Here is a 24,697-nt window from a genome sequence, read left to right on the forward strand (position 1 = left end):
TGGCTCCTATTTACTTATCGCCGCAGTATTTTTAACCATGGCTATTTCCAATCCATCAACTTGATTAATAACTATTTTTACCACACAACATCAATGCATCTTAACCTGTTCCGCATGGTTGAAGGGCTCAACACTCGAGATCACCCATTCGTCACCCGCTTTACCGCCTTCAATCACTTCCACCTGGCTCATACTGGTGCTACCAAGTTTAATCTGGCGGCGGGTAGCGATATCGCCTTCGACTTGATAAGCCTCCTCCCCGCCACCGCTGGTCATAAAGGCACCACGTTTGACCATCAACACATTTTCCCGATGTTCGAGTAGCACTCGGGCAGAAATGCGTTGGTTTTGGCGCAGCTTAAGGCTTTCGCTCTGGGCAAATTGCACTCTTGCGGTCACTTCACGGTTACGCACTTCGGGAGAAATCGAGGATAACTTGCCCATGAGTTTGACTTCGCCAAAGCTCAGCTCAACCTCCATGCCAAGTCCAAGTTCATCAGCGTAAGACTCAGGCACCGCAAGCTCGGCCTCATAGGCACTTAAATCGACCACAGTTAGAATCGGTTGATTGGCACTCAAACGCGTTTTTTGCTCTGTCAGCCAGTTACCAATAATGCCGCCAACCGGCGCTTTAATATTTAAGGCTTCAACTTGGCGCTCTAATTCACCTACCGCTAACTGCTGGCGTTCAACTTCAAGCGCTTTATTCTTTACTTCAAAGGTCAAGGTATCCTTAGTTAATGCAGCGTCTTGCAACGCATGCTCAAATTTAAGCTTGGCTTTATGCAGATCATCTTTGCCCTTTTCATAGTCAATCTGCCCAATCAGCTGACTTTGAATAAGCTGCTCACCACGGCGACGTTCACGCTCAGCCGCCTCGAGATCAACCTTGGCCATATCTAAGGTTTGGTTGACTTGTAATTGGTTGCGTCTAGCGTCCAGCTTGGCACGCTCAAGAGCACCCTCCAAACCCGCTAATAAGGATTTCGCCTGTTCTAATTGATTGGTCAGTCTTGGACTATCTAGCTTGGCTACCACATCGCCTTTATTAACTGTATCGCCAGGATTGCTCAGTAGCGTCACTGTACCTTCTTCAGTGCTGTAGAGGATCGGTGCATTGGCCGCGACGATTTTACCTGTAGTCGCGATATCCCGAGTCAGCGTACCTACATATAAAGTCGCAGTGGTTAACTCACTACGGCTAATGGATTTGCTCACATTATCGCTACTGAAACTGGCCCATACTAAGGCGCTCACTAATAAGGTGCAGCCGCCAATAATCAAGGGCACTTTGAGACGTTTAGCGTTTGATGGCGCAAGGAGAGTATCTTGGCCGCTGGTATCTTTAATCATGGCGTTTCTCGCTTCCCTGTCGGAGGGCTGGATATGCCCATCGCTACGGACACTATTAAAAATCGATATCCAGTAATAGCAACACCTATGCCAATTCCATTAAAGAATTTATTTTCATTGTGTTAGATAAGATTTAAGATAAAAGTGTCCGCGGACACCACAGTTGAAAACTAAAAGTGTCCGCCTAAATTTCGCAAAAGTGTCCGCTTGATATGAGAAAAGGCTGCTTGTAGGTGTACGGTACTCAGCAAAGAACAAGCCTGCAGTCGCTCAACATGCGCTAACACTTTTATTCGCCAAATGACAGAGTTTCCCTTTACAGCTAAAACCTTGCCACATAAGATCCTGCCACCCTCGCAGCAGACATATCCAATAAGATGAATCGCCCTATGAAAACACTCACTATTACGCGTCCTGACGACTGGCATATTCACCTAAGAGATGGCGCCCAATTAACAGATACGGTTCGCGATATCAGCCGCTATATGGGCCGCGCTATCGTCATGCCTAACCTGGTTCCTCCCGCCATCGATACCGAAACCGCCTTGGCTTATTACGATCGTATCAAGGCGCAAGTGCCCGCAGGCTCGCAATTCGAACCCTTAATGGTGTTGTATCTCACCGACAAAACCAGCCCAGAGGAAATCCGTAAAGCTAAAGCCTCAGGCAAAATCGTTGCAGCTAAGCTCTATCCCGCAGGCGCGACCACCAACTCGGATTCTGGCGTCACCGATTTGAAGAATATCTACCCCGCCCTCGAAGCGATGCAAGAAGTGGGCATGTTGTTCCTAGTGCATGGTGAAGTGACTGATTCATCGATTGATATTTTCGACCGTGAGCGCGTGTTTATTGAGAATATCCTCAGCAAGATCGTGGCCGATTTCCCGAAGCTTAAAATCGTTCTCGAGCATATCACCACTAAGGATGCAGTCGATTTTGTCACTCAAGCCTCTGACAACGTGGCTGCCACAATCACCGCGCACCATTTACTTTATAACCGCAACCATATGTTGGCGGGCGGTATTCGTCCGCACTTCTATTGCCTGCCGATTTTAAAGCGCAATACCCACCAGCAAGCGCTGTTAGGCGCCGCAGCCAGTGGCAATAAAAAGTTTTTCCTCGGTACCGACTCTGCGCCACATGCTAAAGATCGTAAAGAAGCCGCCTGTGGCTGCGCGGGTTCTTATACTGCCCATGCCGCCATTGAGCTGTACGCCGAAGCCTTTGAATCGGTTAATGCGCTGGATAAATTAGAAGCCTTTGCCAGCTTCAACGGCCCAGATTTTTACAATCTGCCTCGCAACAGCGATAGCATCACCCTAGTGAAAAAATCTTGGGATGTGCCCGTCAGTTACCCACTTGGCGACAACAATGTCGTACCTATTCGCGCTGGCGAACAAATCGATTGGCAGGTTGAATAAACAGGTCATTTGACGCGATGAACGGCTAGCTAAGCCTGCCGCTTATCGTGCTCGAAACCGTTAAGAGTCGCCTTAGGGCGACTTTTTTATAACCAACACGTAAAACCATAACCTATTATCTTTTAAGAGAAAAAGTATGCATACACGGAAGTTACTAACGCTATTGTCCTCAAGCCTATTACTTACCACTACACTGCCACTCTGCACGTTTGCCGCCGATGAACTCACAGGCGTTTGGCAGGGACAACTGGGTAAAAGCAAGATCAGAGTCTGCTTTAACCAATATGGCACTGGCAGTTATTACTATCAAAAATACCTCACCCCAATTCGACTCGAGCTGCAAGACGGCATCTGGAAAGAAGAAAACAACACCGGAAACTGGCAGTTTGATACCGCAACACCACAAACACTGAGTGGCCAGTGGTTTAAAGACAGCGCCAGCAAGTCACTACCAATACAACTTGAGCGGCAAATCAGCCCAGATAACAATGATGATTGCAGCGCCGATGCCTACAATCTGCCGCTTGAAACTAAGCCTTCGGTGAGCCGTGGAAAATGGCAACGCTTTCAAACCATTGAATACCGTCCGCTGACCTTTGGCACTGATGTCGGCATCGAATTTAACGGCCCACAAAAAGGCATTCCGGCAATTAATCACTGGTTTGAGAGAAAGCTCACCGATGATGCGCAGCTGGCACAAACCTTTGAGACTCGCCGCAGAATGTTGGCTCAAATGGGCAGCTTTGTGGCTGACGAAACCTTTGCAGAACCCATTTTCCTCAACCAACATTGGCTTAGTGTGCGCTTGTATCGCTGGGCAGCGGGTTATGGTGCCAATGGGATCAGCCAAGAGTTTGTTAGCTTCTCGCTTGCAGATGGAAAACCTTTCCATCCATGGCAATGGTTTATCGAAAATGAACAGCCTCAAGCGATGCCTGAGAGTATGAGTTTTCCGTTACCACAAGCACTTAAGCAAAAGCTGTTTGCCGATATTCCGCCAAACGCAGAATGCCCCACCTCCGACGGCTCTGGCTATTATCAACTGACTCTTGAGGCAACTGGAATGAAGTTTTGGGAAATGCCCCGTGGTGACGGCTGCGAGCAGGAGTTTACCTTAACCCCTCAAGAAGCCATGCCCTTTGCCACTCAATGGGGTAAAACACAACTTAAACTATTGGAATAAATTACGTATTACAAAACTACGGTATTGGGAAAGTAGGCTGTAATGGTGATAAATATGATGACACCAAACGCGCTTTCCCATCCAACACAGCAACGCATTTCAAACTTACCCGTTTCAGTAAGGGATCATCCTTGAGCAATTTAACCGTAAACAGCGTGACACCCGAAGCCTTAGTGCAAGCCCAGTTAGTTGCCTATAACCAACACGACCTTGCAAGCTTTGTGGCACTCTTTAGCGACAACGTTTGTATTTACCGTCCACCCGCCACAGAGCCCGTTATTCGGGGTAAAGCCGCATTTCGCGATTTCTATCAAAATGAACGCTTTAACTTGCCGCATTTACATGCCGAAATCCTCAATCGTATGGTTGTTGGCAATAAGGTCGTGGATCACGAACGGATCAGCGGCATACACGACGAACCTTTTGAAGTGATGGTGGTATTTGAGGTAATCGATGGGCTAATCCAAAATATGTGGAGTTTTGCGACTAACTGATGGGTTATCGGGCTTTATTTGATGCAAGATTGAACCGCTATATTCACTCCGCATCTTCCGAGTAAAGCATTGCCTGAACAGCATCGTATCTCAATACGTCAACATGCCCGAGTAGAAAATGGCTAAAGACCCACTACACTTAACCATCTAAATTCGCCATAAACAAGGCACACTTCAATAGCAACGAGGGAACACATGAACGCTAAAATCATCTTCACAGCCAGTATTGCACTATTACTATCCGCAAATTGCCACGCCATTAACGATGAGTATCGCAAGTTACTTGAGCGTTCAGGCTGTACCCAAGTGTCTGAAATGCAAGGGTGCGATATCCACAAAACCAAAGAAGAAAATGCCAAAGCAATGGCTTCTCCCAAAGCCGCTGCTGACGCCATCATTCCCAATGCCCAACAATGGATAGCAACAGCCAGCTCAGGAGCAACGGTTGCAAATATTCAAATCGATGATAAACATCAGGTTTGGGTTAACGGTAAACACGTAAAATCCAGTCAAAGTGGTGGAGCCATCAAATTCAAAGACGGTATGGTGGAATTCACCATTTATCCCGATGCCAGCTCGAATAAAGAGAGTATGTGGATTGATAACGATGCAGGATCAAAAGGCCCGATTACGGCCAAGTAACGCCTAGTAACAACCTACACTTGCCATCCCGCAAAAATAGGGGCTTACGCTTACAGCAGATAAAGTTCGCTAGCATACGCGATGAGCCCTTTAATACTATGGTCGTTTTGAAAGTATCGAATGGGCTCATTCAAGCGAGACTGCCTTTACAGCCAACAGAAGACATTTCATATCCCTGAACCTCAAAACGCCCTTTACAGCATGAATCAATCACGGGCTTCTAACATTGGCCTATGATGCTTACACAGGCCCGTTAACCCTATTAGGATTAACTTTACTAGAATGGTTAACCTACCAATGTTTATCAGAAAAGTGTTACACCTATCCCAGATTTACTTTCGACAACTCATTTTAACGTGAAATCAACGGATTCTGTGAGATGGATGACTGTCCCTTGGCCGCAAAATGCCTTAGGGTTAGTAGCAATTGCCAAAAGGGTAAAGCCAAGCGCCCTTTTTCTTTAACCATTTTGCCTAACAACAGGAATTGCTGATGTCTGATAACCAAAATGCCTTTTACGCCCGCGCCACTGAGTTGATTAAGCTCGCTAACCAGCAAAACCAAAACACTGAAATCCAAACCGGTGAAGTCAGTGCTTCATTTATGTGGGCCCTCGCCCGCTACAACGCTTGGTTTGGCTCCACCAGCTTTGAAAACAAAGAGCAAATGCAGGCCAAAAAACAAGAAATGATGGACTACTACATGGAGCGTTATAAAGAAATGCTCGACGCCAATCTCGAGGACTATATCGAAAACTTCGACCACTACCGCGCAACGCAAAAGTAATCGTTTACGCAACGCCCGATAGCCTAAGGTTATCAGGGCGTCTAATTTTTAGCTTAAGTGGTGATGACTCTCATTCCTCAACACTTAGCTACATCGTTATCCAATATTGATTAATTCTCGTCACGACAAGCCAGTATTTGCGACCGAATGTCTGCCTTAAGCACTAACATCTTGCTGTCAGTTGAATACTAACAGAAATATTAACATAGGCTCTTTTTAGCTACTCATGTTGGTTTTAATCCATAAATAAGCAACATAAATAACCACCGAAGTATATCCAGCCGATATCACTAGATTACATTTCCAAAGAGTTAACCAAAAAGATCCTCTGAAATAAGTACGCTTTCTGACCTCATGATTAAACAATGCAATTGAAGAAAATATCAACATCAGTGCGGAGCATCCCAGCATAGGTAACAACAGAAACATGATACCCAAACCTGCCGCTCCTAAAGATGCGTTAGATGTTTCATTACCAATGGGGGCGAGCATCATAAAGCCCAAAGCTATCCCGGCTATTGTAAGTATCAATCCCAAAAGTTGGAGTGTTCTCATCATCGTCCTTAAGATTAAATCCGCACATACTAGGACTATGTATGCAAAGAGCGCCAACAACATCCTATCTACGCTATCTTTAACAATACCTAATTTATGTCGTCTCTACGATTGTTAAATCTACAAAATGGCGCTTGTAATAGTGTGTAAGCGGAGCAACTAAAACCAATCTCATGTTAAACATGAATTATTAGTGGGTTCTTGTGAGCAAATGCAACGGCATATCATCATCTAAATAGGCCTCATCTGCCAGATAGAGCTTATTAGTACGGATCATCTTCTGGATCATCTCAACATAGGCGTAGCCGCGCTCTGAATATCGATCCAAGGTACCAGCAAGTGCAACACCCGTAATTGTTTGATTGGCTTGCCTTGATTCGGCACGAAGCTGACGCATTTTGTGGTAAGCACTATGGGTATTTAAATTCAATAAGTATCCTTCAACGGAGGCTAAGGGAGTCTCAAATCGCGCCAGCCCATACTGCCCCATCCCATGGCGCTTTTGCTTAGGCTCCATACCATTACCATTAAAATCCCACTGACCAAACAAGGCATTCCCCTCAAGTGTAAAGCGCGATGTCCCCCAACCACTTTCCTTTGCCGCCTGGGCCAATACTAGAGATGGAGGCAAAATATCTACCCGTTCAAGCATGGCTTGCCTGTGGGACGATGATAACGACGGTATTGGATTACTGATAACTTTGTACTTAACCGCTAAAGCAACCAAGCCAGTGTCGTTGAGGGGCGCAGAGATTACCTGTTGCCGTTCTTGTAACACTTTTTCATTCGCTAATAATACTAAGGGGGTCATCAATCTAAAAAACACCATCTTCTTTTGCTTCACAGGCAATTGCTCTGATACCGACCGCCATCCTTTACCTACGGCATCAAAGGTTAATCTCGGAACCGATTTATTCCCCCCGTGGAAATTTTCAGCAGTGTAATTAAGGGATTCAAAAAATAGCATCAAATCATCAATGGAGTGAATACTTACAGTGACAGGTTGAAGTTCAGCCTGCTGCACAGACCGTTGCTCACGCTCTGGTTGAAATATAATGCCGCCAATACGATGTTCACCTTGAGTATCTTGATTATTCACTTGGGTATAGGAAGGCTGAATTAAGGCTGATAATCCCATAATAGGTGGTTTTGTTGACTGACAATTTGCAAGCGGATAGCAAGTCTTTTCAGTTGTAAACGCCGTAGACAAGAGCTGATTAAACACCAATTTGTTGTCGGTCATTTCTGCTGCGGCGAATAGAGGTGAAGGCATAGACATTAGGAATAGCATAAGCATTGCTAAGGGCAGTTTACAGTTTATCAACATGGAATCTCTCTGGAGAAAAACAATCGCAGTCCAACTAGCCAAAACACAGGGCACGAAAGATAACAATAAAATCCTGACAATTTGCTTAATAGCTAGGCAACTAGGTTTGTAATACTGAGTTGACTGCGGAAATATCGCATGTGTCGAGCAGTTGAGGCGGCTTTTGATAAAATGACCCGCGGGCATGCCATGTTCGTTCAGTAAATTCCATCGTAAAAATGGGAACATGTAGAGATGCAAACGCGATAGACTATCGGCTTCACTACATAAGTCATCTTAGCGATCAGAAGACTGGTTGAAATGGTTAAGAATCAAGACTGAATAAAACTAAGTATTTCGGCTTGCACATATAAAAATACTTTGCACGACTTATTATTTTTAATAAATCGAAAATAGTATGGTTACATTGAAAGGCACCAATAAATAATGACCATTTTATAGATCAACATATTGATTATGAATTGTAATAAATTCAGGCTTATTATTGAGCACAGCCATAACACACTTGGGATCAAACTGTTGACCCGCATTATCCTCAAGATAAGCAAATGCATCCTCAAATGACCATGCCTCTTTGTATGGTCGTTTACTTGTTAAAGCATCCAGAACATCTGCAACAGTGACTATTCTTGCTTCTAACGGAATATCCTCTCCTTTTAATCCCTCAGGGTATCCCTTACCATCGAAACGTTCATGATGGTAGTTGATAATATTTTTTAACATCTCCGTATGGTGTATCCCATTGAGACTAAACTCATTAATCATCAAATTAATCATCTCACTACCTTTAATGGTATGAGTTTTCATCACCTCAAATTCTTCAGCGGTTAATTTCCCTGGCTTCAATAGTATTGCATCTGGCACGGCGATTTTACCTATATCATGTAACTCAGAAAATAGATAAATAAACTCAACTTCCTCATCACTTAATCCTAACTCTTTTGCGACTGTTTTAGCGATGATGCGCGAATATGAAGACATTCGGTGTAAATGATTTGCCGTTTCTTCATCACGATAACGACCAAAGGCTCTGGCAGTAATAAGTGCTCCATTAAATGTCTGAATAGAAAGAAATTCAACTGCAATGATACCTGCCAGAATTTGTGCATATGCGGAAAGCTCAGCACGTATTGCATCATCAAAATAACTACTCTCTTTAGAGTTACAAAATAAAAAACCAACAAAACGATCATTAAAATACAATGGTTCGGTATAACTAGATTCGTAGCCCGCCTCAAGCACTTTTCGACTATGTTCAGAACTATATATAAGTTGAGTACATAAATTATCTAATACCCTAGCTTGGCGGCTTTCCACTATATGTTGGAGAGAAGGTGTTTCGCTCAATTTTGCCTCATATAAACTCAACGGCGGCTTACCATCTGTACTATGCACAAAGGTTTTAATTTTATCTGTATGTTGATCATATATAGCAATTGCGATTCTAGTTAATTTGTCAAAATTTTTACGGAGTCGTGCATGAACATAATGCACACGTTCATTTATTGTCCTATCCATGATTCACTCCGCAATTAAATCTCAACAATTACAATACAAACATATTCGTTAGCGATAAAAACAACTGTTTATTATCGCTAACCAAAGGTTTGACTTAAGTTTTTAAGTTGATTTGCTCTATTCAATAAATTTTTACTCGTCGCACTAACGCCTTCAACTTTCATACTATTGTCATGGGATATTGATGAAATAAGATTAATATTTCTATTAATATCTTCAATCACGGCTTGTTGCTCAGTTGCAGCTGAAGATATTTGGCTGGAAAAAGCGGATACTTTATCTATTTCAACCGTAATATGATTTAAATATTCCGCTCCAATTCGAGTGCTAGAAAGGCAAGTATTCGTTCTACCAACATTCAAATGCATCAACTCTTTCCATTCATTCAGTGTACGCTGAATATGCCCTATACTTGTTTGAATTTGCTCTGTCGCTTTATGAGTACGAGTAGATAGATTACGAACTTCATCGGCAACAACTGCAAATCCTCGCCCCTGCTCACCGGCGCGAGCCGCTTCAATTGCAGCATTGAGTGCTAACAAATTCGTTTGATTAGCAATCCCTTGTATTTCAGACATGATAGTGTCTATTCGTTCTGACTCACTGGACAACGCTACCGCAGAATCAAAAGCTTGTTCAGCTTGGGTCGCTAATGAGGCAACTTCAGTTTCAACATTTTTAAGTTGCTGACTGGTCACCTGACAATGACGACGGGCTTCTTCAATCTGTAGATTACTCGCTTGGATATTACGATTAATTTCTTCTGCTGCGGATGCCATTTCAGTCACCGCAGTAGCAACTTGTTGGATCTGTAGATCTTGGGAGGTGATATCATTGCTCGTGGTAGACATAGACGTACTAATCTGATCCGCAATAGATTTCAATGAATGGGTTGCGTCATCAACTCTTCCTAAAACAGTCCGAATTCGCGCCTGCCCAAGTTTGATATGAAAATCTGCAATACTGTGGGGGGCGTCACCAGAAAAAATCAGCCGGCTAATGCTATCGTAGTCATTCTCTAATCGCTGCAAGTATCTAGGCGTTAAAAATAACTGCTGTCGATTTAAGGCAATGATAGCAAGTAAGGGCAAGATCACTAAGAGTGATTGAGGAAAGGTTAGCCACCAAATACTACAGACAATGGCTATGGATAATAAAAGAAAACTGACTAGATGATTTGATAGTAACTTATTGCCCCAAAATATATTTTTCTTGTTTTCAAGCGCTCTTAACTCCTTATACATCACACTAGCACGCGCTTTATGTTCAGGCGTAGGGCAACAACGGACTGATTGATAACCTGAGATCCGGCCATCCTCATAGATGGGGGTAACATAGGCATCGACCCAATAATAACTACCATCTTTACAACGGTTTTTAACCATGCCACGCCAAGGCTTGCCTTGCTTTAAATGTTTCCATAAATCGGCAAAGGCAGCTTTCGGCATATCTGGATGTCTAACTAAATTATGATGCTGACCAATCATTTCATCGAGTTGGTATCCAGCCACTTGGCAAAAGCCGGGGTTAGCGTAGGTAATTACGCCATTAAGATCGGTTGTGGAAACGAGCTGTAGATCTTCAGAAAATTTGACTTCACTATCTTTAGTCACTACATCCTTGTGTACCATGATCACAATCCCTGATTTACGGTTGGATTAGTGTAAAAGTATAGTAAGGTTTTCCTTAATTGCACTTTTATGAAACAACACGACTAGGGCGTGCGAGGTTTCAGGGTTATTTTGCAGCATTTGACTGACACTTATACAAAGCAAAGTCCGTGCGATGTCATGACTCAATCTAAACAGGCGATAACATAGCAGACACGCCAACACGTCCTAAATCCCCAAAGCCCGCAGCATATAGAATGCATTCAAAGCAAACAAATTTCTCATCTGTCGTTTATGCAAGCACCTAAAATCAAAGAGGGGCAAACAATCCTATTTGCCCCTCTGATGCAGTGACACTGTGGCGAATCAGTTGCTTACTTATGCGCAGCAAGAACAAACTTGATACATCGCCATTATTGAGTACATGTTTTTGTCGTTTGGCAATCAACCTGCTGCTTAAGTTGCTGTGCATATTGCTCCGCTGCTGCTTTTGCCTTTCGGGCTTCCACTTTTTGCTGCACATCTTCAGCTAATGCCTTATCAAAGGTCTCCATGCCAAAATAGTCGGCAACATCCAAATAAATAAACCAAGCGCCAGCGGCAACGAGGCCATAGGTCAGTAGACGTAACATGGTATTTAAACCTCAATAATTGTATCGACATCTGCAATATAGCTGAGGTTTTATCTAAAGAAAACTGTCAATTTAATGACCAAAAAATGTCAAATAAATACCATTAATCAATGAGATACAAAAACACAAAAACCTTAAATTACAGAGTTTTAGCAGTTTAAGATTAAAGTTGGTTCTAAGCTGTCAAAATTAACAGTTTACCAAGAAGAATGATCGATTATTTGACAAGAGCCCTTAGGTGACAAAAAATCACAACTCACTTAACTAACGTCAGAAAATCGGCGATAAAATCATCAATTCATATTTTTGACATAACACGCTAACGCCAAAGAGATCCTCTCTCGGCTTCATTGCGGTAATAGCCTTTGCGCCAATAACCAAAGCTAAATAACCTGAGCTCCCCCCTTGCTTATTGGCACTTTTTAAAAACTGGAAAAGTAGCTTTGCGCGGCATTTATAGCTTAATGATTGAGCAATTCACCTCGATTTACTGTGGCGAATAACACCATCAATTGCTACTCAAAGGCTTAAAAAGCCTCAGCACCAAAATGTTCGACTGATTAAAGCTTACTCACTCGCGTAATTAACTAACCTAATATTCTAAAAACAGTTTTTTGAATTATTTAGTTTGTTAATTTATCGTTTTTTAGCCTTAAGACGCGCGCTACTGAATCTTCTTAAAAAACAACTGCAACGGCCTTTAACATCAAAATATGCTTATATTTCAATCGGCTCATCATCTTGAACATAACAATTTACTCACAGTCCCCTTGTTTGTTCCACAAAGTGAGGATTGCTAACATTCCCGCACCGCCCCTTTTTAAAACATCAATATGCAAAATCCCCTACAAGTATCAGCCAGCAATACAATTTCCCCTATTTTGGTTCAAGGAGCGATGGACATTGAAGTTGAGACCTTAATTGCCGCTCTTGGCAAGGTCACTATCAACACGTTTGGATCATGGACGTTCTGGGAGGGTGAACTGAGTGGCCACCCTGTCGTGGTATCCCGCACTGAAATAGGTTTAGCAAACGCGGCGGCGGCGACCACACTGGCCATTGCCCACTATCGACCCAAACTAATCATCAATCAGGGCACCGCTGGCGGCCATGATCCTAAGCTGTATCGCGGTGATATCGTCATCGGTGAAACCAGTTTTAATATGGGTTCGTATCTCACCAAGTTAACGCCAAAGGGTCAGGGTATTCACCCTACCCAATGGCAAAACTTCGATATGACCATGTACCTGCGTGAACACGGCGAAGTGGTCAAGCATAACCACTTTAAAGCTGATCCAGCCTTAGTGGAGGTGGCATTATCCCAAGCACATCAATACACCAAGGGAAAAGTTGTGAAGGGAATAATAGGTACTGGTGATGAATGGAATCGCGAGCTCGACCGTATCAATTGGCTACACCACACCTTCGGCACCGCAGTCGAAGAAATGGAAACGTCCGCGGCGGCGTTAGTGGCAGAGGCTTATAAACTCCCCTTTGTCAGCATTCGCATATTGTCAAATACCGATCAACACAATCAGGACTTTGACCCGCAGACCGCAGTGGATTGCCAGCAATTTGTGCTGAACATCATCCAACAACTGATAGGCACTACTAAATGAGTGACTAGGGCGGGATAAAGCCAACGCTAGCTTATCGCCCATCCACAGTGAGCTTGGCCTGCGCTTTTGCATCGCCAAGCCTGCGTTTGTTTCGCAATTCCAATGTAGATTAAATCCATGCAAATCTTAGTTAGCCTCTTAGGCATCATCACCTTACTTGCTGTTGCATACCTGGCCTCGGAAAACCGTCGAGCCATTAACTACCGCACTGTCGGCCTCGCCTTTTTACTGCAATTGGCCCTAGGGGCATTTGTGATGTACTCCGCACTGGGGCAATCGATGATCTTCTCGATGGCTGCAGCCGTCTCCAACGTCATCAGCTACAGCAATGACGGCATGTCTTTTATGTTTGGCGGCCTTGTTAGCGATAAAATGTATGAGCTATTTGGCGCAGGCGGTTTTGTCATAGCTTTTAAGGTATTGCCAATTATTGTGTTTTTCTCAGCATTGTCGGCGGTGCTTTATTATCTGGGGATAATGCAACTGGTGGTCAAAGCCGTTGGCGGGGCGCTGCAAAAACTGCTCAACACCAGTAAGGCAGAATCCATGTCAGCCAGTGCCAACATCTTTTTAGGGGTAACTGAAGCGCCACTACTCATTAAACCCTATATGCCGCGTATGACTCGCTCAGAGTTATTTGCAGTAATGTGCGGCGGTTTAGCCTCCATCGCGGGCACTATGCTCGCGGGCTACGCCCAATTAGGTATAAAGATGGAGTACCTGCTCGCGGCCTCGTTTATGGCGGCCCCCGGCGGCCTTCTGTTTGCAAAGCTTTTGATCCCACAAACAGAAACAATCAACGATGCGCATCTACAGCTCACAGAGGAAAATCAACCTCGCAATCTGCTTGATGCCGCCACCACAGGCACCATGAGCGGACTTTCACTCGCCCTCGCGGTAGGCGCAATGTTGTTTTCATTTATCAGTTTAGTTGCCTTATTTAATGGGATGCTCGGTGGTATTGGCGCTTGGTTTGGCCTCGAAGGTCTCACACTACAACAAATCCTTGGCTACCTATTTGCACCACTGGCTTGGTTAATGGGCGTCTCTTGGGATGAAGCCATGCTGGCGGGCTCTTTTATTGGCCAAAAGATTGTGATCAATGAATTTTTTGCCTACATCAACTTAGCGCCTTACCTGTCAGGCGATACCTTAGTCGCAACCACTGGGCTGCCAATGTCTGAGCGCACCCAAGTGATTTTATCTTTTGCGCTGTGTGGTTTTGCCAATATTGGTACTGTGGCTATCGCAATTGCTGGGATTGGCGGCCTAGTGCCAGAGCGCCGCTCCGAAATCGCCTCCCTCGGGCTAAAGGCCTTGGCTGCGGGGATTTTATCTAATCTTATGGCGGCGACTATCGCAGGATTATTTATGAGCTTAAGCTAACGCGGCCATCAATGCGGCGGCCCTAGCTGCCGCATTGATATCAAACTGCCTCGAGACCAAGGCTAGGCAGATAGTGGGGAATCTAGCACTTATCAACAAACGCTTGCCAACCAATTACCTTTGAGATGTTGATGCTGAGCTGTTAATGCTCAGCAGTGTCCAGTACTTATTTGTAAAATGGCGAGCATTAAAAAGCTTGAAAGAAAATCCCAAAGGCACTGAAAATCGCCACAAACCAAGAGAGGGAGCGTAAGGTGCCTTTATTTAATAGATATAAAATCTGATACCCAAAGCGCGCCACAATATGCACAATGGCTAACCATTCGGCCGTAGGTGTCACCTTGCCGGTTGCGATTACAGTCAGCACCGCCAAGCCAAATATTAGCAGTGATTCAAACGCATTTTGATGCCCCGCTAACGCCCGAGCACCAAATCCCGTTAACTGCGCCTGCTGGCTGCGAGGATGATGGTTATCATAACCACCCGCTTTGGCCATCGCCCAGGCCACAGGACCTTTGGCTAAGTACGGCAATAACATGGCGATAAACAAACAAGTCAGTAGTGTATTCATAGGATTTCCTTATTGCTTAGAACAATAAATGCATCTCAAACAGTGCGTTGTAGCGCTTATAACAGTGAATTTACCAGCAAAAGGCGATTGATTAACGTGCCTTATCTAAGGCATCGCAAACGGCCTTTACACCAAGTAAAGCTCTAGGCGTCGCGCGGTGTAATAAATCGGCATTTAATTGATAAATATGCTGGTTTTTAACGGCGGGGATTTCGGTCCATTTACGCCAATCAATCCCTTTAACATTGCCTTCTTCTTCGCTTTGTAAAATCACCTCGGGCAAGGTCAGTAGCACATTCTCAAGACTCACCTGCGGATAATCACTCGCCGCATCATAGAAGACATTTTGCCCATGGCACACGCCAATAATCTGCTGGATCCAACTGTTTTTCGCAACCGTCATTAAGGGCGTCGACCACAACTGATAAAACACTTTAGGCTCAGATTTAGCGGCGTTTTCATTGCGGAGTCGAAGCAGCTCGCGGCGATAATCCGTTGCCACTTGATTAGCCTGCTCCTCATGCCCCGTTAATTGGCCTAACTCTTCAATTTCTTTGGCAACATCTTCAAGGGTGTTTGGGGAGCTGCTGTACAGTTTAAAACCTAAGCTTTTGAGTTGATTGATATCCTCGGCTTTATTGCCCGTATCCCACACCACGATCAGATCGGGATTAAGTTCTAATACGCGCTCAATCTGAATACCATAATAACCACCAATACTAGGAATTTTTTTCGCCGCTTCGGGATAATCCGCATAATCTGTGGCGGCCACAATCGCCTCTCCCGCACCAATGGCATAGAGCATTTCAACCGCGTGGGGAGACAACGCAATAATACGTTTTGCTGGCTCTGCCATAGCAGATATAGGTAACAGGGCAAGACTGACACCTAGGATAATAATGCGTCGAATTAACATGAAATTCCTTATGATTTAATCGATTAACTTTTCTGGCCAGCCATATTTTTCAAGGTAGGTCTGCAAGTTTTTAGGGCGATACTGAGGATCTTGATCCCAACGCACCTTGACCGAATGATGCAACAATACCGGCGCAACATTCGGGTCAAGCGGCCGCAAATACGGCTGCTTAATCCGATAAAAACTACGGCGTGAATCGTGCAGCGTCGCCAAGGGATTAGGGGTTAAATGTGGCTCGAGACTTAAATTAAACCGCTCAGCCTCAGCGATCATCCACGCAAGGGCATTATCCGACAATAAAGAGCCATCTTTATCCGGCTGATAACTGCCGCCAATATTGCTATGGGCCCCCGCAAACCACACTTGCTGCATATCCATATTGTCGCGCAATTGCCAGATAGTGGGCTCAAAGTCGCTGCGGTGTTCGTCTATCGCCAAGGCATGGCGGGCAACCCGCACATTGCGACCAATTTTAGTGTCGTAAAACTCATCTTTATCTTCAAATAAGCCAAGGAAAGAAATCGGGATCCCCATAGCGCCTACCGTATCCCACACCCCAACAAACTTAATCTCCCGTGATTCGTGGCTGTGCTTTTGTCTAAACTCAACGGATTTATCGCCGCTTGGAGCAAAGGGTGCGCTGCTTTTTTTATAGTGGTCAAAGGCTTGTTGGATAAGCCTCGCATCGGGGCGCTTAAGAATACCGCAGTTATTGATAAGGCCACACAGGCAACGCACTGTGTATGCGCCTCGGCTAAAGCCAAAGAGATAAATCTCATCGCCAGGGGAGTAGTTCTGCACGATATAGCGGTAACCATCCATGATATTTTTATGCAGCCCACGCCCTGTCGCGCCGCCAATCACTTCATCGTAATAGGAGCCCACACCCCAATCGTAAAACACCTGCTGGGGTTTTCCATCGGCCGCCATCGGGCTAATGGCCCGCGCCAGACGTAGCACATTGGTGGGAAAATCCACCTTAAGGTCTTTCTCGGGTCGATTCCAAGTCCCGTCAGCACAAATCACAATACGTTTATTCATCGCATCATCCTTGAGTTATCCATGCCCACAAAAGCGCTCGATAGAACGCTAACGGATTTTATCTCGGAACAACAGCCTTAATTAGTGTTGAAGCACTGCTTACGGCGTTTGCTCACTCACCAAACTCACTAAGCTTATTCACTCTGCTTAATAATCAAATCCAGGCTGCGCTTTAATGCCCGCTTCGAAGGCATGTTTAATGGGTTGCACTTCACTCACCGTATCGGCCAGCTCGATAATCGCTCGGTGGCAGGCGCGGCCAGTGATAATCACATGCTGCATGGGTGGACGGTTTTTAAGTGCAGTCAGTACCCGCTCGACATCAAGATAGTGATAACTCACCATATAGGTCAGCTCATCGAGCATCACGCAATCAATGCTCTCGTCTTGCAGTAAAGCTTCGGCAGCTTCCCAAGCGACAAGAGCGGCTGCGGTATCCTTTTCTTTATCTTGGGTTTCCCAGGTAAAGCCTGTGCCCATTACATGAAAAGTCACGCCTGCACCTTCAAGCAGATTACGCTCGCCACATTCCCAAGTGCCCTTGATAAATTGCACTACCGCCGCTTTTTTGCCATGGCCCACCGCGCGGGCAACCGTGCCAAAACCAGAGGTTGACTTACCTTTGCCATTGCCCGTTAAGACTAACAAAATACCCTTTTCATCCTGAGCGGCGGCAATTTTTGCATCGACTCCCGCTTTGAGTTTTTGTTGGCGCGCTTTGTGGCGTTCAGCCTTTAATTGTTCTTGGTTATTATCGTTTGCTGTTGTCATGGTTTGGTATTCATCCTACGGCTTAACTGATGCGGTTAAGATTGCCTGTAATTGTGGTAAATCTAGATGTTCGGCTAGCACATCAGCCAAACGATTCAACTGTTGTTCGCGAATTTCATTGATATCAATTGCTTGTGCGTCTTCTAATCCCGCCCAGCGCAGAATTAACTGGCACGCCTCAGGGCTGTCGAATAGCCCGTGTAAATAAGTGCCTAGTACTTGCCCGTCCTCACTTAAGCAGCCGTCAGCAAAAGACTTTTCCGCCTGTTCATCGGAAGTTAGCTCATTGTTCAAGCGTAATGGTGCGCCCTTGGCGGCATCACTGGAGGTGAGATATTGGGACTCACCGCAGTGGATCTCATAACCTTTGACCGCCACAGTCTGCCCTAACAATCTCAACTCACCTGCGACGCTACGTAACTGCTTTTCAGCTTTAAATTCGGTGGTTATGGGTAAATAACCCAACCCTTGGCTAGTCCCGAGCACATCTTCAATCCCTAACGGATCGGCAATGCGCTCACCCAGCATTTGATAACCACCGCAAATTCCCAGCACTTTACCGCCGTAGCGTAAATGCTTAGTAATTTGCTTATCCCAGCCTTGCTCCCGCAAAAAAGTCAGATCGGCTCGGACATTCTTACTGCCGGGTAAAATAAGTAGATCGGCGTCGATCTCCGGCGTCTGAGCTAAGGCTTGCGTCTGGAGTGACACATAATCAAAATCGATATCGGGATGCAGCCTGAGGGGATCAACATCCGTGTGATTGCTGGTGCGTGGATACACCAGCACTCGCACCTTAAAACGACTCTTGGCCTGCTTTGTTGGCGAGTCAGTGAGCGCATCCTCGGCGTCTAAGTGCAAATCATGCAAATAGGGCAGCACGCCTAATACTGGCTTTTGCGTATACGTCTCAAGCCAATCAATACCAGGCTGCAACAGGCTGATATCACCGCGAAAGCGATTGATCACAAACCCCTTTACCCGCGCCTGTTCTGACTCGGATAACAGCGCCAAGGTCCCGACCAAATGGGCAAAGACGCCGCCTTTGTCGATATCGGCAATAATAATCACCGGGCAGTCAACCGCTTCAGCAAAACCCATATTGGCAATATCCCCTGCACGCAGGTTGATTTCAGCCGGGCTCCCCGCCCCTTCAACCACAATGGTGTGATATTGCTGACCTAGGCGTTTAAAGGAGTCCAGCACGGCATTAAGGGCCATGGCTTTATAAGCTTTCGATTTTTCTCCAAAAAAAGCCGAGGCTTCGAGTGTCGTTAACGCTTTACCCTGCACAATAATTTGGGCGCCCGTATCTGAACTGGGTTTGAGTAAAATCGGATTAAAATCAGTATGTGGCGCTAAATAACAGGCCGCAGCTTGCAGCGCCTGTGCGCGGCCAATCTCGCCACCATCAACAGTCACAGCACTATTAAGCGCCATATTCTGTGGTTTAAAAGGCGCGACGTTGACCCCCTGACGGACTAGCAATCGGCAAATTCCCGCCACCAACGTACTTTTACCCGCATCAGAGGTGGTGCCCTGCACCATTAATACTTTGACGCCTTGGGACGGTGTTTTAGGCAAACTAGCGGTTGACGTTTGATTGGTTGCCGTGGGATCAGCAACGTTATGTGAATGCATGGGCAAGGACAAGGACATCACTCAATAGAGGAAATAAGATAAAAGGCGCATCTTTTTATACGAACTAAATGCAAAAGCGGCTCAAAATAACATTCACAACTCGATTTAAATGCACCAGCTCATTTAAGCGTCAGCGGTAAACCCGCCACCACTAAGGTCACATTATCCGCAACCGCAGCAACATCTTGGTTTAACCAGCCAGCTTCATCCACAAATTGGCGACTCAGTTCCCCCAAGGGCACAATGCCTGAGCCTACTTCATTACTGATTAAAATCACCACACCTTCAAGTGTATTTAACGCACTGACAAAATCCGTTTTTGCCTGTCGCCAGTGGACTAACACATCGTGTTGAGATGATGTCGCAACCGCTAGGGCAAAATCTGATTCGGTCGAAGCTGGCTCAGCCTGTGGCTGGACTGCAAGTAATTGATTAGTTAACCAAAGCGTTAAGCAATCCACCATAATCACCCGCCCCGGCTTAGCTAAATGCTTAAGCTTGGCGGTTAATGCCAAGGGTTCTTCAATCAACTGCCAGTCGATATCGTCCTGGGCACGACCATCTTGATGCAAACGGATCCGACTGGCCATTTCAGCATCGAGTGCCTGCGCGGTTGCGACGTAGCAGGCATCGAATCCTAAAGCCGTATACTGGCGTACTAAGGTTTCACCGTAACGGCTCTTACCGCTACGAGCGCCGCCCAGCACTAAATGGATCACAGAATGCTACCTACAACGAGCAGCACGAAGTAACACACAATTTCACAAATTTGCTGCGCAGCGCCTAAGGTATCGCCTGTATAGCCGCCAATTTGACGTCTAAAGATCACCACGATCAAACGGCGCAATCCGATCATAATCAACAACAGCGACAGTGCAGCAATCCCCTTTAACACCAACAGCACTAACACACCACTGGCGATCAAAATAAACAGTTCATTAATGCCTTGGTGCTGCGCTAACGGCTTAGATTTACTGGACTCATCGTCGCGCACATATTTTTCGGTGAAAATAAGGCTCGCGGCCACCACACGGCTCACAGTATGGGCGACAATCATCGCCGAACCAGCAACTACAGGGTCATAAAGCGCTAATTCCACCAATAATTGCCATTTAAGCATCAAGACAATAATCAAGGCCAAGGCACCATAACTACCAAGGCGCGAATCCTTCATAATGCGCAGCTTGTCTTCAGCCGTCCAACCGCCACCAAACCCATCGAAGGTATCGGCTAACCCATCTTCGTGGAAACCACCCGTTAACAGTACGCCCGTTAACATCGACAGCAATACCGACACCCCAGCGGGTAACCAATTTTGGGTCAGCCAAAAAACGATGGCGCTTAACAGTCCCACTAGTAAACCCACTAAGCCAAAGTAACGGCTGGCTTTATTGAGTTTATCGGCATCGACTTCGACCCATTTGGGCATAGGAATACGGGTAAAATAGCCCATGGCCACAAAAAATAAATCTATCTCTTTGTGCCAGCTTTCGCGTTCTGACATAAAGCATCCTTAGTGAATACACACTTGCTGCAGGGTTTAAAGTTAAAACGATTGGCTAAACGTTATTATTTTAAATAAGTTAGCAGGCACATCATACAACAGCCTCAATCCCTGCATCACTAAAACTCGCCATTTGATTGTAAAAATTTACTGCGGCTTGAATTAACGGCAATGCTAAGGCTGCACCCGTGCCTTCACCTAATCTAAGCCCCAAAGATAACAAGGGTTTAGCTTGCAAATATTCCAACATACGTTGATGGCCTTGCTCCTCGGAGCAATGGGCGAAAATCAGATAATCCCGTACATTAGCATTGATCGTCACCGCCACTAATGCGGCGGCTGTCGCAATAAAACCATCCACAACCACCAACATCTTGCGCTCAGCAGCAGCCAGCATGGCACCTGTCATTTGCACAATTTCAAACCCGCCAAGACAAGCAAGCACTTGTTTTGGCCCACTAAGCGCACTTTGATGCGATAGCAACGCCAGCTCTACCAAGGTTAACTTACGCGCTAAAGTGTCGCTATTAATGCCTGTACCGCGCCCCACACATTCAGCCACATCTAGCTGCATAATCGCCGCCATAATTGCCGCGGCAGAGGACGTGTTGCCAATCCCCATTTCACCAAACGCAACCAGATTACAGCCCGCTTGATGGTGACGCTCAATAAGCTCCCGCGCCATATCAAAGCCCTTATCCACACTCGTTAAAGGCATGGCGGGTTCCAAATGAATAGCAGCAGTACCCGCGCCAAGACGTTGATCGATAATCCCTTCTAGCCCCTCAACGGGTGTCAAAATACCGCAATCGATCACTTCAAGCGTAAAACCTAATTGGCGACAAAACACATTAATGGCCGCGCCGCCGTGGGCAAAGTTTTGCACCATTTGGTGGGTGACTTCACTTGGGGCAATCGAAACCCCTTCAGCAGCAATGCCGTGATCCCCTGCAAATACCAACATGGTCGGTTTGACTATCTGCAATTGTTGTGGCCCTTGAATGCGAGCAATTTGTAATGCTAAGGATTCGAGTTGTCCCAAGGCACCTGGCGGCTTGGTCTTAAGATCGATTTTTTGTTGAATAACCTGATCCTGCGCTTTACTCACAGGCTCGATTTGAAATGACAGGCTTGATTGAGACATTCACACTCCAGTGACTAATTCGATTTCAATAACTCGTTCGATTTCAATAACTCGTTCGATAACAACTACGACGCATACAGCGGCTATTTTCCATACGCACTTAGTACTAAATTAGCTAATCCTCTGCGAAAAACGCGAGTTCGATTAGTTGCGCCGACGCAAAATCAGCAAAAAGAAAAAACTGCCTATCGAGGCGGTGATAATCCCAACGGGCAGTTCTTGATTGCCCAGCAAACATCTCGCGAGCACATCAATCCACACCATAAACAAGCCGCCCACTAACGCGGTGAGCAAAATGGGCTGACGCCCGGGAAATAACAAGCGCACCGTATGGGGGATCATTAATCCAACAAAACCTATGCCACCACAGGTCGCCACTAAAACGGCGGTAATTAGCGAGCAGAGCAATAACATATTGAGGCGTAATTTAGGTACATTCACCCCTAAGGTGTGGGCCGTTTCATCCCCCGCCTGCAGGGCCATAATCTGCCGCTTCCAACCGAGGATGATAAAAAAACTCACCAATACAACGATGGATGGCAAAATTAAGAGCGGCCAACTGGCCTTAGCAAAACTGCCCAAACTCCAAAAAAGCACTGATGCCGTGGCCTGCGGGCTGGCAAAATACAACAGCAGGCTGGTTAATGCGCCAAACATAAACGATGTTGCCACCCCAGAGAGCAGCATGCGCTCAACTTGGCTGTTGAGCCCAAGCCCTGACAAGGCGAGAACAATAAGAACGGATAAACTGGCACCAATAAAAGCGCCGAAAGGCAAACTAAACCACAGGAGCCCAGCAAACATTCCCGAGCCACTAAAAATCCCCGAATTGGCAATAACGCCCGCATTACCGAATAGACCAGAGCCAGTAAACAAGGTCAGCATCACCACAGCGCCAAAGGAGGCACCTGAACTAATGCCAAATAAATAAGGGTCAGCAAGGGGATTGCGCGTTACGGTTTGCAGCACACTGCCCGCTAAAGACAGCCCCGCCCCCGCCACAAACGCGAGCAATATCCGTGGCAACCTTAATTCCATCACAATCCGCTCCGTCATCGAGGCGGCAGTTGACGCATCGTCGTTGGCGAAAAATTGATTGAATAATTTAATAAACACATGCAGCACATCTAAAAAGCTGATATTTGCCGCGCCAAAACTGGCGGCCGCAATCGGGGTCAGCAGAGCAAAACCCACCAAGCCAAGAATCAGCCATTGCTGGCGGGTTAATGGCGTTAAAATATGGGTTAAAAGATTCATCATTATCAGCTTAAACGTGTGAATCATGGCGTGTTTATCTCCCCGTTGATGTTATGGGGAGCGGATACAACCACATCATCCGTCGGTGATTTTTGATAACCATAAAAGTAATTAATTAAAGGATTGGCATGTTGTGGATGGGGCATCACTTGAGCGCAAACACCAAAAACTTGGGCAATGCGCTCCTCTGTTAATACCTCACTCGGCGTGCCCATGGCGCTCACTTGCCCCTTATCCAGTAGCAGCAAACTATCACACAGGGCACTTGCTAAATTCAGATCATGAATAGAGGCAATGACACTAATGCCAAGGCTTCGAACCAACTCCAAAATTTGTATTTGATAGCGCACATCGAGGTGGTTTGTGGGTTCATCTAAAATCAGTAACTGAGGTTGTTGCACAATAGCGCGGGCAATCAGTGCCCGTTGTTTCTCGCCACCGGAGAGCCGCTCATATTGCTGATAGCGCTTATGGCTAAGACCTACCTTTTCAAGCGCCTTGATAATTTTTTCACTATCACCGCTGGAATTAGTATCGAACATCCCTTTGTGGGGCGTGAGCCCCATAGCAACGAGTTGCTCTGTGGTCATATCAAAATAGTGCGGCGTATCCTGCTGCACCACAGCTACTTTGCAGGCAAATGCCTTGGGCGAAAGCTCGTTAATGTCCTGCGAAAACAAACTGATTTGCCCCAGAGTTGGGCGAATAAAACGATATATACAACGCAGTAAACTGGATTTACCCGCACCGTTAGGGCCGATTAATCCCAGCATTTCACCGCGTTGTAGGGCAAAGTTAATCCCTGAAAGAATGGTTTTGCCTTCGATGGTCCAACTTAATTGGCTGACATTGAGTGCCACATTAGCTAGCACCGCCGAAGATTGCACATCTGTTGACGTGGAAGGCTTCATTTAAAGCAGCTCCCACAGGCATATTTTGTACCCAAACCCAGTAGCACCATGGGCCACAGGGCGAAACGTATCAATATCATTTTCTGCTCCCTCGAGTCACCCGCTCGAGAACTAAGGCTGCACGCAGCGAAAACAGAAATAGGCAGGTCTCCTGACTTGTAGCAAAGAAGGTTCTAGGTTCTAGGTTCTAGGTTCTAGGTTCTAGGTTCTAGATTCTAGGCTCTAGGTTCTAGGCACTTCTTTTAACTACTCACAGTTGCGGGTACAGTTCGGGCAGGCTGACGGGCAGCACCCCGATTCCCTATTATGTTTGGGTTGATTCGGCGTTTATAACGACTATTGCCTTAAGCGAATAGCGCAGGATAAAGCGAAATTCCCAACACCTATTTCTGCGACATTTAAACTTAGCGAACAC

22 protein-coding genes and 1 riboswitch are annotated in these 24,697 nt (G+C 45.8%); of the genes, 7 read left to right on the plus strand and 15 right to left on the minus strand.

The window, feature by feature from the left end:
• Positions 1-90: 90 nt before the first annotated feature.
• Positions 91-1,353, minus strand: coding sequence for an HlyD family efflux transporter periplasmic adaptor subunit (locus JM642_RS15945; protein ID WP_037428408.1), 1,263 nt, complete (start codon positions 1,351-1,353; stop codon positions 91-93).
• A 389-nt stretch (positions 1,354-1,742) separates the two neighbouring features.
• On the opposite strand from JM642_RS15945, the gene pyrC reads away from it, so the two are divergent.
• The 5 genes from pyrC (at position 1,743) to JM642_RS15970 (ending at position 5,879) form a co-directional block, all read left to right on the plus strand.
• Positions 1,743-2,774 carry a dihydroorotase gene (gene pyrC / locus JM642_RS15950; RefSeq protein WP_203432138.1) on the plus strand — a complete coding sequence of 344 codons (1,032 nt, stop codon included), beginning with the start codon at positions 1,743-1,745 and terminating at the stop codon, positions 2,772-2,774.
• A gap of 136 nt (positions 2,775-2,910) precedes the next feature.
• A complete protein-coding gene (locus JM642_RS15955) occupies positions 2,911-3,957 on the plus strand; it encodes a hypothetical protein (protein WP_203432139.1) in 1,047 nt (348 codons plus the stop codon).
• Positions 3,958-4,088: 131 nt separating this feature from the next.
• A complete protein-coding gene (locus tag JM642_RS15960) occupies positions 4,089-4,451 on the plus strand; it encodes a nuclear transport factor 2 family protein (RefSeq protein ID WP_037421594.1) in 363 nt (120 codons plus the stop codon).
• A 195-nt stretch (positions 4,452-4,646) separates the two neighbouring features.
• Positions 4,647-5,093, plus strand: a complete 447-nt coding sequence (locus JM642_RS15965) for a hypothetical protein (protein WP_037421597.1) — start codon at positions 4,647-4,649, stop codon at positions 5,091-5,093.
• Positions 5,094-5,585: 492 nt separating this feature from the next.
• Positions 5,586-5,879 carry a DUF3144 domain-containing protein gene (locus JM642_RS15970; protein ID WP_037428416.1) on the plus strand — a complete coding sequence of 98 codons (294 nt, stop codon included), beginning with the start codon at positions 5,586-5,588 and terminating at the stop codon, positions 5,877-5,879.
• 745 nt (positions 5,880-6,624) lie between these two features.
• On the opposite strand, the gene JM642_RS15975 is transcribed toward JM642_RS15970, so the two are convergent.
• From JM642_RS15975 to JM642_RS15990, 4 genes are all read right to left on the minus strand, one after another.
• Positions 6,625-7,761, minus strand: a complete 1,137-nt coding sequence (locus tag JM642_RS15975) for a glucosaminidase domain-containing protein (protein ID WP_239000454.1) — start codon at positions 7,759-7,761, stop codon at positions 6,625-6,627.
• Positions 7,762-8,196: 435 nt separating this feature from the next.
• Entirely contained in the window at positions 8,197-9,279 is a 1,083-nt protein-coding gene (locus JM642_RS15980) for an HD domain-containing phosphohydrolase (protein ID WP_203432140.1), read from the minus strand.
• 77 nt (positions 9,280-9,356) lie between these two features.
• Complete coding sequence (locus JM642_RS15985) at positions 9,357-10,892, minus strand: methyl-accepting chemotaxis protein (protein WP_197062286.1); 1,536 nt, start codon at positions 10,890-10,892, stop codon at positions 9,357-9,359.
• A gap of 410 nt (positions 10,893-11,302) precedes the next feature.
• Positions 11,303-11,521: a hypothetical protein gene (locus JM642_RS15990; protein ID WP_037421608.1), complete on the minus strand. Its 219-nt coding sequence runs from the start codon at positions 11,519-11,521 to the stop codon at positions 11,303-11,305.
• Positions 11,522-12,354: 833 nt separating this feature from the next.
• On the opposite strand from JM642_RS15990, the gene JM642_RS15995 reads away from it, so the two are divergent.
• Together JM642_RS15995 and JM642_RS16000 are read left to right on the plus strand one after the other, a co-directional pair.
• Positions 12,355-13,140, plus strand: coding sequence for a 5'-methylthioadenosine/S-adenosylhomocysteine nucleosidase (locus JM642_RS15995; protein WP_144345938.1), 786 nt, complete (start codon positions 12,355-12,357; stop codon positions 13,138-13,140).
• 117 nt (positions 13,141-13,257) lie between these two features.
• Entirely contained in the window at positions 13,258-14,526 is a 1,269-nt protein-coding gene (locus JM642_RS16000) for a NupC/NupG family nucleoside CNT transporter (protein WP_037421611.1), read from the plus strand.
• A 187-nt stretch (positions 14,527-14,713) separates the two neighbouring features.
• Here the strand turns inward: JM642_RS16000 and JM642_RS16005 are convergent, their stop codons facing one another.
• The 10 genes from JM642_RS16005 to JM642_RS16050 form a co-directional block, all read right to left on the minus strand.
• Positions 14,714-15,097, minus strand: coding sequence for an MAPEG family protein (locus tag JM642_RS16005; RefSeq protein ID WP_144374760.1), 384 nt, complete (start codon positions 15,095-15,097; stop codon positions 14,714-14,716).
• A gap of 91 nt (positions 15,098-15,188) precedes the next feature.
• Positions 15,189-16,013 (minus strand): cobalamin-binding protein, encoded by an 825-nt coding sequence (locus JM642_RS16010; protein ID WP_203432141.1) that lies wholly within the window; start codon positions 16,011-16,013, stop codon positions 15,189-15,191.
• A gap of 15 nt (positions 16,014-16,028) precedes the next feature.
• Positions 16,029-17,054 carry a DUF2235 domain-containing protein gene (locus JM642_RS16015; RefSeq protein WP_203432142.1) on the minus strand — a complete coding sequence of 342 codons (1,026 nt, stop codon included), beginning with the start codon at positions 17,052-17,054 and terminating at the stop codon, positions 16,029-16,031.
• Between the two features lie 147 nt (positions 17,055-17,201).
• Positions 17,202-17,825 (minus strand): cob(I)yrinic acid a,c-diamide adenosyltransferase, encoded by a 624-nt coding sequence (gene cobO, locus JM642_RS16020; protein ID WP_172587401.1) that lies wholly within the window; start codon positions 17,823-17,825, stop codon positions 17,202-17,204.
• A 15-nt stretch (positions 17,826-17,840) separates the two neighbouring features.
• Complete coding sequence (locus JM642_RS16025) at positions 17,841-19,373, minus strand: cobyric acid synthase (protein ID WP_239000517.1); 1,533 nt, start codon at positions 19,371-19,373, stop codon at positions 17,841-17,843.
• A gap of 212 nt (positions 19,374-19,585) precedes the next feature.
• Positions 19,586-20,185, minus strand: a complete 600-nt coding sequence (cobU, locus tag JM642_RS16030; RefSeq protein ID WP_169547417.1) for a bifunctional adenosylcobinamide kinase/adenosylcobinamide-phosphate guanylyltransferase — start codon at positions 20,183-20,185, stop codon at positions 19,586-19,588.
• Complete coding sequence (locus JM642_RS16035; protein WP_037414785.1) at positions 20,182-20,970, minus strand: adenosylcobinamide-GDP ribazoletransferase; 789 nt, start codon at positions 20,968-20,970, stop codon at positions 20,182-20,184. The genes cobU and JM642_RS16035 overlap by 4 nt, the downstream gene beginning before the upstream one ends.
• Before the next feature lie 91 nt (positions 20,971-21,061).
• Positions 21,062-22,114 (minus strand): nicotinate-nucleotide--dimethylbenzimidazole phosphoribosyltransferase, encoded by a 1,053-nt coding sequence (gene cobT / locus JM642_RS16040; RefSeq protein ID WP_047538319.1) that lies wholly within the window; start codon positions 22,112-22,114, stop codon positions 21,062-21,064.
• Between the two features lie 144 nt (positions 22,115-22,258).
• Positions 22,259-23,398 (minus strand): iron ABC transporter permease, encoded by a 1,140-nt coding sequence (locus tag JM642_RS16045; protein ID WP_052184009.1) that lies wholly within the window; start codon positions 23,396-23,398, stop codon positions 22,259-22,261.
• Positions 23,395-24,282 carry an ABC transporter ATP-binding protein gene (locus JM642_RS16050; protein ID WP_037414795.1) on the minus strand — a complete coding sequence of 296 codons (888 nt, stop codon included), beginning with the start codon at positions 24,280-24,282 and terminating at the stop codon, positions 23,395-23,397. Before JM642_RS16050 ends, JM642_RS16045 begins: the two co-directional genes overlap by 4 nt.
• 123 nt (positions 24,283-24,405) lie before the next feature.
• A riboswitch (cobalamin riboswitch) is annotated at positions 24,406-24,637 on the minus strand.
• Positions 24,638-24,697 lie beyond the last annotated feature (60 nt).

Source organism: Shewanella sp. LZH-2, assembly GCF_016859145.1.
In the GTDB taxonomy this organism is placed as follows: domain Bacteria; phylum Pseudomonadota; class Gammaproteobacteria; order Enterobacterales; family Shewanellaceae; genus Shewanella; species Shewanella xiamenensis.